11 protein-coding genes and 1 pseudogene are annotated in these 13,730 nt (G+C 38.0%); 6 read left to right on the forward strand and 6 right to left on the reverse strand.

The window, feature by feature from the left end:
* Positions 1-81 precede the first annotated feature (81 nt).
* The gene (locus tag AVFI_RS16565) at positions 82-339 is read left to right on the forward strand and encodes a YdcH family protein (protein ID WP_054775707.1); all 258 of its coding nucleotides are present in this window, start codon (positions 82-84) and stop codon (positions 337-339) included.
* A 91-nt stretch (positions 340-430) separates the two neighbouring features.
* Here the strand turns inward: AVFI_RS16565 and AVFI_RS16570 are convergent, their stop codons facing one another.
* From AVFI_RS16570 to AVFI_RS16585, 4 genes are all read right to left on the reverse strand, one after another.
* Positions 431-1,327 carry a DMT family transporter gene (locus tag AVFI_RS16570; protein ID WP_017018822.1) on the reverse strand — a complete coding sequence of 299 codons (897 nt, stop codon included), beginning with the start codon at positions 1,325-1,327 and terminating at the stop codon, positions 431-433.
* Between the two features lie 101 nt (positions 1,328-1,428).
* Positions 1,429-1,875: a copper chaperone PCu(A)C gene (locus AVFI_RS16575; RefSeq protein ID WP_005423235.1), complete on the reverse strand. Its 447-nt coding sequence runs from the start codon at positions 1,873-1,875 to the stop codon at positions 1,429-1,431.
* 25 nt (positions 1,876-1,900) lie between these two features.
* The gene (locus tag AVFI_RS16580; protein WP_065641616.1) at positions 1,901-2,461 is read right to left on the reverse strand and encodes an SCO family protein; all 561 of its coding nucleotides are present in this window, start codon (positions 2,459-2,461) and stop codon (positions 1,901-1,903) included.
* Positions 2,458-2,898: a hypothetical protein gene (locus tag AVFI_RS16585; RefSeq protein ID WP_012535635.1), complete on the reverse strand. Its 441-nt coding sequence runs from the start codon at positions 2,896-2,898 to the stop codon at positions 2,458-2,460. Before AVFI_RS16585 ends, AVFI_RS16580 begins: the two co-directional genes overlap by 4 nt.
* Positions 2,899-3,015: 117 nt before the next feature.
* Between AVFI_RS16585 and AVFI_RS16590 the strand changes: the two genes are divergently transcribed.
* From AVFI_RS16590 to focA, 3 genes are all read left to right on the forward strand, one after another.
* Positions 3,016-3,585 carry a DNA-3-methyladenine glycosylase I gene (locus tag AVFI_RS16590; protein ID WP_012534880.1) on the forward strand — a complete coding sequence of 190 codons (570 nt, stop codon included), beginning with the start codon at positions 3,016-3,018 and terminating at the stop codon, positions 3,583-3,585.
* A gap of 45 nt (positions 3,586-3,630) precedes the next feature.
* Positions 3,631-3,816, forward strand: a complete 186-nt coding sequence (locus AVFI_RS16595; protein ID WP_005423231.1) for a hypothetical protein — start codon at positions 3,631-3,633, stop codon at positions 3,814-3,816.
* A gap of 169 nt (positions 3,817-3,985) precedes the next feature.
* Complete coding sequence (gene focA, locus AVFI_RS16600) at positions 3,986-4,834, forward strand: formate transporter FocA (RefSeq protein ID WP_005423230.1); 849 nt, start codon at positions 3,986-3,988, stop codon at positions 4,832-4,834.
* 90 nt (positions 4,835-4,924) lie between these two features.
* Here focA and AVFI_RS16605 read toward each other — a convergent pair whose 3' ends face one another.
* Together AVFI_RS16605 and malT are read right to left on the reverse strand one after the other, a co-directional pair.
* A complete protein-coding gene (locus AVFI_RS16605) occupies positions 4,925-5,851 on the reverse strand; it encodes a polyprenyl-phosphate transporter (RefSeq protein ID WP_188863635.1) in 927 nt (308 codons plus the stop codon).
* Positions 5,852-5,942: 91 nt separating this feature from the next.
* On the reverse strand, positions 5,943-8,648 hold the full coding sequence (gene malT / locus AVFI_RS16610; protein WP_188863634.1) for an HTH-type transcriptional regulator MalT: 2,706 nt from the start codon (positions 8,646-8,648) through the stop codon (positions 5,943-5,945).
* A gap of 395 nt (positions 8,649-9,043) precedes the next feature.
* Here malT and AVFI_RS16615 point away from each other — a divergent pair.
* Positions 9,044-11,496 (forward strand): annotated as a pseudogene (locus AVFI_RS16615) (glycogen/starch/alpha-glucan phosphorylase).
* A 52-nt stretch (positions 11,497-11,548) separates the two neighbouring features.
* Positions 11,549-13,729 carry a 4-alpha-glucanotransferase gene (gene malQ, locus AVFI_RS16620; RefSeq protein WP_012535246.1) on the forward strand — a complete coding sequence of 727 codons (2,181 nt, stop codon included), beginning with the start codon at positions 11,549-11,551 and terminating at the stop codon, positions 13,727-13,729.
* Position 13,730 lies beyond the last annotated feature (1 nt).

Raw genomic sequence — 13,730 nt, forward strand, 5'->3', positions numbered from 1 at the left:
TTAACTTTGAGTGATGCGGCACATTTCTTTTGATGGATTGCTCCTATACTGGTAGGTAATTTGATAGAAAAGGAAGTGCCAATGCTAAATGAAAACCACGCTTTTATCTTAGATTTTCCAGAGCTTAAATTGGATATTGTTCAGCTTAATCATGATGATCCTAAATTTAAAGCTGATCTCCAACAATATCATCAACTTGATTATGACATTCGACAACTAGAGATATCAGGTAGTCCAATTGGTGATGATAGTATGCATGCATTAAAGCGTCAGCGTATGGAATTAAAAGACATATTATATAAGCAGTTAGTTGAACATCATGAAATGGTTAGTAACTAATTTCCAATTATTCTGCAATAACTCATGAATGCCCACAAAAAAGCCGACTCACAATGAGCCGGCTTTCTTATATCTAATTCGTTAAGCGTAATTAAGCTTTGATAAGTAGACTTGCTTCTTGTTTGGCTTTCTTGGTTTTAATTTGTGCCAAGATAACACCTGAAATAACCATTATTCCGCCCATTAGATGATAACTTTCAATTTTCTCACCTAGTAGGATTGCAGCTAACGATACCGCTACTACAGGAAGTAGGTTCATGAACATTGCACTTGATTCTGCACCAATTACATCAATTGCTTTTACCCACATCCAAGGCGCTAAGATAGAAGCGGCAATTGATGCATACATGATGAGTGGAATCGAGCTTTCTGTTGGTAATAGGCTATCACTTGTTAACCATAATGGGGTTAGCATTGCGACAGCAAACATACCTTGCATGTAAATAAGTTGCCAGTTAGTAATTGGCATTTTCCAGCGTTTTAATAATACGCAATAGGCACCATAAGAGAGGGCTGCGATTACCATCAAGCCATCACCTTCTGTAATTGGTTGGTGTAAAAAGAAAGTCATATCTCCGTGACCAAGCATAAATGTTAGACCCGCAAGTGAAATCACCGCACCGACAATACTTAATGCTGAAATACGTTTTCCCAATAACGGGAGACTAAGAAAGATACTGATTAATGGCACTAGTGAGGTGATTAACGACATATTTGAAGCCGTAGTCGTTAAACCTGCGTAATAACCAAGAGATTGGTTTAATACCATGCCAAGTAAGGCTAGGAAAGCCAATTTGCTTAAATACGGACGGATCACATGACGAGATTTAATAACAGATGGTAAGCAAAACGGAGTTAAAATCAGCATGGCAAAAGCCCAACGATAAAAGCTCATTGCGCTAGGTTCGATAGCAGAAGCTGCCATCTTATTGATGATAGAATTTCCGCCCCAAATGAGTACGGTGAATAGCGGTAAAAGATAATACATGTGAACTGCATCTCATCAGAGGATAATGGGATGCAGTTTGACAGGTACAATTAATTACATATATCTCTAATCGGACATGCTGACTTACTAATAAGACATGATTACATTTTGTGCTTCATTCCAGCCATGACTTTCTTCACTGGCGCTTTAAATACTTCTTTATCACCATTTGCAAAGTTAAGGCTTACATCAATAAATTCTTCTTCTTTTAGCGGACCTGTTAGTTCAAAAAGCATGATATGTAGGCCACCAGGCTTTAAAACCGTTTCTGAGTCTTTTGCTATTGTCATGGAGTCCACTTCACGCATTTTCATCATTCCGTCACTTTTTACAACAGTATGAAGTTCAACCTTATTAGCCGCTGATGTCGTAGCAGAAACCAAAGTACGGTCTTTATCACCATTATTTTTAATGGTCATGAAAATAGCGCTATTTACTGCATTTGGTGGCGTTGCGCGTGCGTATGGATTTTCGATGACCAAATCACTTTGTGCAAAAGAAGCCGAACTAATAAATAGGGCGCTAAGAGCAAGCAATGTTTTTTTCATGGTTAATATTCCTTTTAAAGTGTCGTTATAGCTGCGAAAGTTCATTAATTGCTTTCACTATGGGATCTGGTGTTATTGTATGCGGCACTTTGGTAATTAAAGTGCCATTGGGTTCTAAAAAGTAAAAATAAGACGAATGGTCAATCGTGTATTTTAATTCTGAATTAGGCAGTTCCGTTTTATGAAAAACAACGCCATAACGTTCAGCTAATTGTGTAATGGTTTGAAGTGAACCTGAACTACCTTCTATTGATTGATGGAAATAGTGGGCATATTCAGCAGCATGCTCTGCATCATCACGTTCAGGGTCTAACGTGATAAATACGGGTTTAAATTGGGATAAAGTTGTTTTGTTAATTTGGTTGAAAGCCCCTGATAACATAGCTAAAGATGTTGGGCAAACATCAGGGCATCGAGTAAAGCCAAAATAAACAATACGTATTCTAGGGTCGGTTTCGTCAAAAAGGTTTATTGGTTGATTTTGTGCACCATAAAGTAATGTATTGTTGGCTGTTTTTGATAAATAGAGCTGCTTTAACCCAAATCCTGATAAAATAATAAGAGTGATAATTAAGAGTTTTTTCATTGTTCTGCCTTTAACGAAACATTAATAGAGGTGCTACCATCACTAATTGTTCCGACCCAAATCATGGTATTTTGTGTACAAATAGGAAGTAAAATATCGCCAGAGTAGCTTTTGTCTGCATTGGGTAATAATTTAAATGTCGGGTTTCCCATTGCCATATCGTAACCTTGTAGAGTAATAATGAGGTTTTTGGCATTTTGATTAGGCCAGTTCACTAAAATAGAGCTAGGTTGTAACGGCGTTAATGTATCTTTTTCAAGCGTGATGGATACGTCACCTTGCTGACAAATTTGTGTTGATAAATGACAAGTATTTTCAAGCTGAATTTTGGGGCTTACATAGCTTTTTACATAGGTGCTTATTTCAGTAAAGAAAAAACCAGTACACAATAGTAATAGGATAAGAAAGGCTTTGATCAAAACTGCGAATGCTTTCATATATATCGGCTCAATTAAACTGGTTAATGAATGGTAACATAAGTTAAATTTTGGATATGCATGCATTATCTGTTGTGTGAGCTCAGTTAAATTGTATATAAAAAAGGTGGTAAGGAAATGAGAAAAGAGCGATGTCACTGGGCAGAGGTTTCTGATTTAGATAGGGAATATCATGATAATGAATGGGGAGTGCCTGTTTATTCTGATCATGAGTTATTCGAGTATTTAACTTTAGAAGGCGCTCAGGCTGGCTTAAGTTGGTCGACGATTTTAAAGAAACGCGAAGGCTATCGATTATTATTTGATGGTTTTGATTTACAAAAGATCATTCAATATGACCAAGATAAAGTGGAATCCTTAATGCAAGATTCCAGAATTATACGTAATCGACTTAAAATTAATTCAGTGATTACGAATGCGAATGCTTTTATAAAGATACAGCAAGAATTTGGCAGTTTTTCAAATTACCTTTGGGCTTATGTCGATCAGAAACCGATCATTAATCACTGGGAAGTGATGTCTGATGTACCTGCAACAACCGAATTATCAGATAAATTAAGTAAAGACTTAAAAAAGAGAGGTTTTAAATTTGTAGGATCTACGATTTGCTATGCCTTTTTACAAGCAACGGGGGTTGTGAATGATCACTTGGTTAATTGCCCTTGTTATGTTAATAATAACAAATAAGTAACAATTGTTGTTTTGTAAAAAACGAAGAGTTAAGGAGGGGATATGAGTAAAAAATCCTTACCAAATGTTGATGAAAAAATTATTGATACCGTAGATGTGGATGGAACCTACCAAGCAGAGCTTAGAAAAAAAGAAGAGCGACGAACGTATCCATCAAAACCTGTGTTGTATGATCGTAGAGTAAATAAAGATCGCCGTCATAGAGAAAGCATAGATATCAAAATTTAAATCTTATTTTTACTTAATCAATGCTTATTTATTAGTTTCAATAAATATTTTTTTATACTTTATTCAAATCTTAAAATTAATACTCTTCAACAATAAAATTGCTTGTATTCCGAACAAAATAGGAGGATTATCCGACCCTCCTATTCACTTGTATCAAAATGTTTCTACTATGAACCAATTCGATTCTTTACTACCGCCACAAATGGCAGAACGCGCTGCTGAAGTTGGCGTAGCAAAAGCAACCAAAGATCCATTTAAATCATTTTTATTAGCAATTACTGCCGGAATACATATCGGTATTGCTTTTATTTTCTATACCACAGTAACTACTGGTGCTGAATCAATGCCATGGGGTATGTCCCATTTTGTTGGCGGTTTGGCTTTCAGTCTTGGTCTTATTTTAGTTGTGGTAACCGGTGGTGAACTATTTACCAGCTCGGTGTTAACTTTAGTTGCTCGTGCAAGTGGTAAAATCAGCTGGAAAAATTTATGTGCGAACTGGGCCGTTGTTTATGTTGGTAACTTTATTGGTGCTATGCTACTTGTTGGTATCATGCTAGTTGCAAAACAATACATGAACGATGGTGGTGCCGTTGGTATCAACACAATGAAAATTGCACAACACAAGTTGCATCATGGTTTTTGGCAAGCTGTTGCACTAGGTCTTATGTGTAACGTATTAGTTTGTGTTGGCGTATGGATGACATTTTCTGGTCGTACATTAACAGATAAAATTTTGGTTATGATCTTACCTGTAGCAATGTTTGTATCAGCAGGTTTTGAGCACTGTATTGCAAATATGTTCCAAATCCCAATGGCGATTGGCATTAAGACTTTTGCTTCTCCAGAGTTCTGGGCAGCAAGTGGTTATTCAGCATTGGATTTTGCAGATTTAACATTACATAATTTTGTGATTAATAACCTTATCCCAGTTACGATTGGTAATATCATTGGTGGTGGCATCTTCGTTGGTATGGGTTACTGGATTATTTATCTTCGTGAACCAAATCATCACTAATTAATATCAGCAGTATTACTGATATAAAAAAAGGAGCATATTGAATGCTCCTTTTTTGTATTTATTGATTTATCAGTTTACACCAATCAATTACGATTCTTTCTCGTTTTTCTTAGCGTACATTTCAAGACCAAGAACTAAACCAATACCTAAAATAACGCCAAATACAGCGAAACCAATGAGTGCTGGTTGCTGCGTTACTTGTTCGTAATTAAATGGAGATAGGTTTTGCTCTATTAATGGAACTTGCTCACCTTTTGAATTAATGCGCCATTCTAACACTTCTTTCCAAGGCCAGATTTTACCTAATGTGCCTGCCATTAAGCCTGTCAGGAAGATTAGCGTAATATCACGGAACTTTCTTAATAGGAAAGAAAGAACATGTGAGAAGCTTAATAAGCCAATTAAGCAGCCTGATGCGAACAATCCCATAGTCACTAAATCAAGAGATTTAACTGCCCCAAGTACTGGGCCGTACATGCCGATAAGCAGAAGAATAAAGCTTCCTGAAATACCCGGTAAGATCATCGCACAAATAGCAATAGAGCCTGCAAGAATATAAGTGAAAGTTGACGGTGTCATTGTCATTGGGTTAAGAACGGTAATGCTATAAGCAAAAGCAGCACCAGCAAACAACATAACAAAACGATCTAAATACCATTTTTCAATCTGTTTCGCAATATGTACGATTGAAATTAGGATCAATCCGAAGAAAAACGACCACAATGGAATAGGGTGGGTGTGCAACATCCACGTAATGAATTTCGCTAATGTCAGGATGCTCGTTAAGATCCCACCAAATAGAGAAATAAGAAAGAAGCCGTTAATGTGATTAAATGCAGCTTTAAAACCTTCGCGTTTCCATAAACCTAAGATTGATGGATTAATACGTCGAATGCTTTCTAGAAGCGTATCATAAATGCCAGTAATAAAAGCAATCGTACCACCTGATACACCAGGAACCACATCAGCGGCTCCCATTGCCATGCCTTTAAAGAACGTTGTTAAATAATTCATTTTATCTCGATACAAATAAAAAACTTATGCACAATGCATGAAGATGGCATGATTATACATAAGTTCTGTGTAAAAAATGTCGTAAATTTGATTACTTCATCATTCCTACTAATTCGTCAGCCATAGCGATAGCAGCTTTTCGATTTGGAAGATTCAGTTTTTGATACAAATTACGAATGTGAGTTTTAATGGTGGTTGGTGCAACATCAAATTCAGCTGCAATTTGTTCATTACTAAAGCCAGAATAAATAAGACCTAACACTTGCCATTCACGATGGGTAAGTGGGCTCGTTCTTATTAGTTCGGGAACCTCTGGTGTATTTAATACTTTTTCAATAAAGGTTTCATCGAAGTGAGCTGAACGAGAGCGTTCATTATTTGATAGCGCTTTTTGCAATTGTTCAATTCGATGTTTTTCAAGCTCAGTAACATTACCTTTTTGTTGTAATTTCCCAAGGGGTTTTAAAACGTTTCGTCCCGCCATTAGAAAACTACCAATGATCCCTGTTTGGTTTGACTGCTTAATAGCAAGGTGCATTGCTTCAACGGCTTCATCAATCTGTTTGTTTTCATACAGTAAAATGGCAGCTAAGATCGCATTACGATTGATATCGGTGATTAACTTATGTTGTTGAGCAATAGCTTGAGAGGTTTGTAGTGTTTCAATTGCGGTATCAATATCCCCAAGGTGGAACTGAGCTCTTGCAATATTACGCCATTGTAATTGGGTAAAATGGTTACAACGAGTCTCTGGTCTGTCCGCTTGTGCTAACCAATATTGAATAGCTTCTGAATTGTTTTTTGCTTGCCAGTAAAATAGCTGAGCAGAAGAGGCATTTGCTTTCCAGTCAATATGGTAATCCGCTTGGCCAAGTAACTGTTGGCATTTATCAAGGTATCGTTCAGCTTTATCAAGTTCGCCACGAGCAACGGCCAAGCGTGCAAGCATTGAATAGCCACGCAAGTGTTTAGTTTCATCAAAAGGAGAGAGAACATCTAAACCTTTCCAAGTACATTGTTCAGCTTCGTCAAAACGGAACCAGAACCAGTAAATTTGAGCTCGAGAGCGAAGTAAGAATTCATGCAATGGCAACTGATGTAAGTCTTGGTCTTCAATTAATTTAAAACCATTATCTTGAAGGTCAAAAGCCGCTTGCATAAACCCTTGTGCCATTAAAATCTCGCTTTGTTGTAAGATTGCCCACAAAGCTTGATGATAGATGCCATAGGTCATGGCCATTTTTTCAGTTTGTTGCATTAGAGCAAGTGCTTGTGCAAGGTTTCCTGAAACGTGGTGATATTCACCAATAACAGATGTTGCGACGATGCGACTGCGGTATTTATTGGTTTCTAATTCTTCAAGTGCTTTTTCTGCAAAGGCAAGTGCAGCTTCAGGTTCATTTTTATTGATGGCAACCTGTGCTCGCAGTGCATCGATCTCTCCTTGCATATGCCTATCAAGAACAATATTTCTATCAGCCATTTCACGTTGTGCTTCAGAGAGTAAATCATCTACTTGTAGATAATTATGCTGGCTCTGAGCTAACCATGCGCGAATAATAACAAGGCGAGGAGAGGTAAATAATACCTCAGGACGAAGATCTGAAATGGTGGTCTCTAATAAAGAAAGTTCCCCATTATTAAATAAATGCCAGCCATGCTGCGTAAGTATATTAGCGATCAGAATATCATCTTTGGCGTTTTTCGCATGACGAAGTGCTTGATAGATATTGTCATGCTCAAGCCATGCTTCTGCTGCGTATTTTTGCAGGTCTATTTCTTCATGAGCTAGGTGGTTTTGTCTTTGGTGGGTTAAGAACTCTGCAAAGAGGTTATGGAACTTATACCAATCACCTTGTTCACCATTTGTATTAATAAATAATCCGAATCGGTTTAGATTTTCAATAAGCAACTGGGCATCTTTTCGTTGCGTTACTTTAGATAGCAGTGTGGTATTAAAATGATCAAAAACAGCACAACGCATTAAAAATTGCTGCGTCTCTTGATCCAAATGATCAAACACTTCTTCCGCTAAATAATCCCATAAGTGCGCATGGTTTAATTGCGCCATGACTTGTGCTGAATTATTTAAGGATTGATTGTTTTGAATACTGTGCAGTGCAATTAATTGAAGTGCAGATGGCCAGCCTTCAACATGCTCACGAACATGAGTGATGGCTTCTTGGTCAATATTCTCATTTAGGCGTTGATTAAAAAATAGAGATGTTTCTGATTGGTCAAACGCCAAACTTTGATTATCAATTTCAATTAATAAGTCTCTCACACGTAGATTTGCTGTATTTAGAGGTGGTTGAGAGCGACTTGTTATTACCAGTGTCAAATTATCTGGAAGGTGTTTTAAGAAGAATTTTAAGCCAAGGTGAATGGTGTCATTGGTAATTAAGTGATAGTCGTCGAGAACGATATAAGCTTCATCTTGAAACGAGATTAGCTCAGTAAAGACTTGCGAAAATAGGCTTGATAATGAAGCAAACTGACGTTTCTCAGTTAACGCTTTTGAGTGTGATAATTCAGTATGAGTTGCATTACTTATTGTTTGTACAAAGTATTTTGCAAATTTATATTCATCATTATCACTCTCATCTAGGCTATACCACCCAGTAGCGTCTTTGTCAGATAACCACTGTGCAGCCATGGTTGTTTTTCCGTAGCCAGCCGGAGATCGAAATAAAACAAGTTTGTAATGCATCGCATTCTCTAGCGTATCTAAAACACGTTGGCGGAGAATGGCATTATGTAATCGTCTTGGAAAATGCAGTTTCGATGGTATTAACATAATTATTGTTCTTTTAAAAAATACTGAGCTAATTATCCTCAATAATGAGATTTAATCTATCCACTACGCCCTATAAATGTGATCAAACCTTTATTTTTATCTTGATGAATTTATACATGAGTTTTATTTAATACGTTTTTTAAATAGTTTTATTTAATCTTTAAATTTGTGACCTTGTTATCATTTTGTTTTTTATGCTGTAAAAACGTGTCCAATATCACGAAGGTTTTTACTGTCAGCCTACAAACTTTGAGTCGTGTCACAGGTTATTTGATTAATCAGGACTACGCCTTTATCTCACCCTTATCTCATCCCCCAAAAAGGAGGATGTGACTCTTATTCGAACAAGGCAGGATTGATAACAGTTGATTATGAACCTTCGTGAGAGATTTAAGATGAAAACGAATAACATAGAAAAATTTGATAAAGCGGCGTTTAAAGCCTCTGTAAAGCAGCATTTAGTGACAACATTCGCTGCAAATGAAAAAACAGCGAGCGCTAAAGTATGGTATTTAGCAATGGGTAAAGCCCTAGCTGAATTAACGACATTTGATCTTGTTGCTACAGAAAATGACGAAAAAATTAAAAACGCACGCAGCGTAAACTATCTATCTTTAGAGTTTTTAATTGGACGTCTAACGGGCAACAACCTAATTAGTATGGGTCTTTATGAAGAGATCACTGAAGCAATGGGTGAGCTTGGTTATAATTTAACGGATTTATTAGAAGAAGAGCGTGACCCTGCTTTAGGTAACGGTGGTCTTGGTCGTTTAGCCGCGTGTTTTATGGATTCATTAGCTGCGCAAGAATATCCAGCGATTGGTTATGGTTTGCATTACGAATACGGTTTGTTCCGCCAATCTTTTGAAGACGGACGACAAAAAGAAGCGCCTGATGCATGGTGTGGAGTAGAAGGCTACCCTTGGGAAGTGGCTCGTCCTGATTTTGCACAGCAAGTTGGATTTTATGGTCATGTAGAAACGTACACTGAAAAAGGCCAAGAGAAACGTCGCTGGGTACCAGGTATGTCAGTTGAAGGTATGCCTTGGGATTTCCTATTGTTGGTTACCAAAGTGATACGGTTTACCCATTACGTTTGTGGGAATGTCGTGCAAAAGCACCGTTTAGCCTTGCAAGCTTTAATAATGGTGATTACTTTGAAGCGCAACACGCCTTAATTGATGCTGGTAACGTAACAAAAGTTCTGTATCCAAATGATAACCACGAGAAAGGCAAAACATTACGTTTGATGCAACAGTATTTCCACTGTGCGTGTTCTATTGCAGATATTTTACGTCGTCATGATGCTGCAGGTCATAAGATTGAAGATCTTTCTAAATATGAAACGATCCAATTAAACGATACACACCCAACAATTGGTATTCCTGAGTTAATGCGCGTACTTATTGATGTTCGTGGTTTATCGTGGGATGCGGCATGGGAAATCTGTTCAAACACGTTTGCTTATACCAACCACACATTGTTACCTGAAGCGTTAGAAACATGGAGTGAATCACTGATTTCTCGACTTTTACCTCGTCACATGGAAATCATTTATCAGATTAACTACCTATTCTTAGAAGGCGTGAAACTGAAGTGGCCAGGTGATGTGGATAAATTACGTAAGTTATCAATCATCGAAGAAGGCACACATCGTATGGTACGTATGGCGAACTTATGTGTGGTTTCATCTTATGCCGTGAATGGTGTGGCAGCACTTCACTCTGAGTTAGTTAAGCGTGATTTATTCCCTGAGTTTAATGAATATTTCCCAGGAAAACTAACGAATGTAACTAACGGTGTTACTCCTCGTCGTTGGTTGAAATTCTGTAACCCTGATCTTTCAAACCTTATTTCTGAAAAAATTGGGAATGAGTGGCCTGCACATCTTGATCAACTGAGTGATATTGCTGTTTTTGCTGATGATGAGAAATTCCAAAAAGAATTCATGGCTGTGAAAAAACAAAATAAACAGCGTTTAGCTAATTGGGTTCAAGAAAACATGGGTATTGAACTAAATACCGATGCGATCTTTGATGTGCAAATTAAGCGTTTACATGAATACAAACGTCAACATTTGGATTTATTAAATATTCTTTCTTTATACCATCGTATATTGAACGAACCTGGTTTTGATATGCACCCACGTGTGTTCTTCTTTGCAGCAAAAGCCGCGCCGGGTTACCACTTAGCAAAAGAGATCATCTTTGCAATTAATAAAGTGGCAGAAAAAGTAAATAACGATCCTCGTGTGTCTGATTTACTGAAAGTTGTATTTATTCCTGATTATCGTGTGAGCATGGCTGAAATTATCATTCCAGCTGCGGATGTATCTGAGCAAATTTCTACAGCAGGTAAAGAAGCATCAGGTACAGGTAACATGAAAATGGCGCTAAATGGTGCATTGACTGTTGGTACGATGGATGGTGCAAACGTTGAGATCCGTGAAGAAGTCGGTGACGAAAATATCTTCATCTTTGGTTTAGAGGTTGATGAAGTTGAGGCGTTAAAAGCATCAGGTTATAACCCGTATAAGTACTATGAAGCCGATTCATTATTACAAGCATCATTAGATTTATTAGCTGGTGATGAATTTACTCCGGGTAAAGTGGGTCTGTTATCTGCAATTCGTGACAACCTATTGTATGGCGGTGACCCATACTTAGTTCTTGCTGATTTTGCTGATTATGTTCGTGCTCAGAACGACATTGATGCAGCATATCGTGACCAAAAACAGTGGGCGAAAATGGCTATTTTAAACACTGCTTTGGTTGGTAAATTTAGTTCAGATCGCAGTATCCGTGATTATGTAAATAACATTTGGAAACTGGAATCAGTAAACCGTTAATTAATAAAATTATAATATGAGGGCAGTATCGTACTGCCCTTGGAGAAAAGCGATGAAAGATAATAACAATGTACTCCATCAAGTCGCAGAGCTGGCAGGGTTAAAAAATAGCTATGTAAGTGCCTGGGGCAATGAAGCAAAAGTCAGTGATGAAACCTTAATTCGTCTACTGGCTTCTTTAGGTTATGACACTAAGAATGATAAAACACTCTTAAGTTCTGCTGAAAAGAAACATAAAAAAGACGTACTTTCTACTGTGCAGGTTGTTCGTGATAATGAACCGCTTCAAGTCGAAATGAATCTTGGTAAAAGTGCTCGTATCAGTGAATTTAGTTGGAAAATCACCACTGAAGAGGGTGAAGTATTAGAAGGGTACTTACAATCTCAAATCGTTTCAGACGAGCGTGAAAATGATGGTACATTGTTATTCTCTTTACCAACTCTGCCATGGGGTTACCATAAATTAGAAGTGATTCGTAAGCGTCGTAAAGCACCTTATGAAATGACATTAATTGTGACGCCAAAAGCGTGTTTCAAACAAGATGCAATGCTTAAAGGCAAAAAAATGTGGGGACCAAGCGTTCAATTATACACATTAAGAACACCGCATAACTGGGGTATTGGTGACTTTGGTGATCTTAAGCAACTCGTGGGTGATATTGCTGTTCGTGGCGGTGATTTTGTTGGTTTAAACCCGATTCATTCACTGTTTCCTGCTAACCCTGAAGGGGCGAGCCCATACAGTCCATCCTCTCGTCGTTGGCTAAATATTTTATACATTGATGTATGTTCAGTTCCTGAGTTTGCACTGTGTAACCAAGCTCAAGAGTTGGTTGGTAGTGCAGAATTCCAACAGCGTTTAGCTGATGCTCGTCAATCTCATTGGGTGAATTACTCAGAAGTCTCTGCTCTAAAAATGAGTGTACTTCCATTGCTATTTAGCGAGTTTAAAACTCGTCATTTAGATAAGAAAAGTGCACGAGCAAAAGCCTTCTTAGAGTTTGTTGCCGAAGGTGGCGAGAGCTTATTACATCAAGCTGCATTTGATGCATTGCATAACAGCTTATACAGCCAAGATAATAGTATTTGGGGCTGGCCTGTATTCCCTCATGAATTGCAGCACTTTGATAATAAAGCTGTGCAAAAATACATTGCAGATAATCGTGATCAAGTTGATTTGTATATGTACTTACAATGGGTGGCATTTACTCAAATTAACGATGTGCAACAATTCGCAGAAAATAAAGGCATGGACGTTGGTTTGTATCGTGATTTGGCCGTTGGTGTTGCTGATTCAGGTTCTGAAACGTGGGCTGATCACGGTAACTTATGTCTGGATGTGAGCATTGGTGCGCCGCCAGATATTTTAGGTCCATTGGGACAAAACTGGGGATTACCGCCTTTAAATCCTCACACGCTAAAAGAAACAAGTTACGAAGCGTATGTTCAGTTGTTACGAGCAAACATGAAAGCGTGTGGTGCACTTCGAATTGATCATGTATTGGGCTTGCTACGCTTGTGGTGGATTCCTAAAGGTGAAGATGCAACTAAAGGCGCTTACATGCATTATCCTGTAGAAGATATGCTGTCTATTCTTGCGTTAGAAAGTCATCGTTACCAATGTTCTGTGATTGGTGAGGATTTGGGTACAGTACCAGATGAGATTGTTGATTTGCTTGCAGACGCTGGGATTCACTCGTACAAAGTGTTCTTCTTTGAAACGTCTGAAGACGGTGGTTTCTATTCACCAACGCATTATCAAGAGCAATCAATGTCGGCATTATGTACGCATGATATGCCAACGTTACGTGGTTTCTGGCATTGTGATGATTTGAAAATGGGTGAAGAGATCGGTTTATATCCAGATCCTGAACAACTAAAAGAATTGTTTAATACTCGTGCGGAATCAAAACAAGAGATCTTAAACAGTGTCGATTTCCATGGGTATTTACCAGAAGGTGTGGGCCGTGATGCTTCGTTTGTTCCTATGGATAGATACTTAAGTGATGCGTTGCAATGTCATCTTGCAGCGGGATCGAGCACACTTCTCAGTTTACAGCTTGAAGATTGGCTAGAAATGGATAAACCAGTTAACATACCGGGAACGGTAAATGAATATCCAAACTGGCGTCGTAAACTGTCTGTTACTCTGGACGACATTTTTAATCGTCCGCAGGTTAATGAATTAACCAAACGACTAACCGACATTCGCGCTCAAGCAAGCCAAAAATAAA

The organism is Aliivibrio fischeri ATCC 7744 = JCM 18803 = DSM 507 (assembly GCF_023983475.1).
Lineage (GTDB): Bacteria > Pseudomonadota > Gammaproteobacteria > Enterobacterales > Vibrionaceae > Aliivibrio > Aliivibrio fischeri.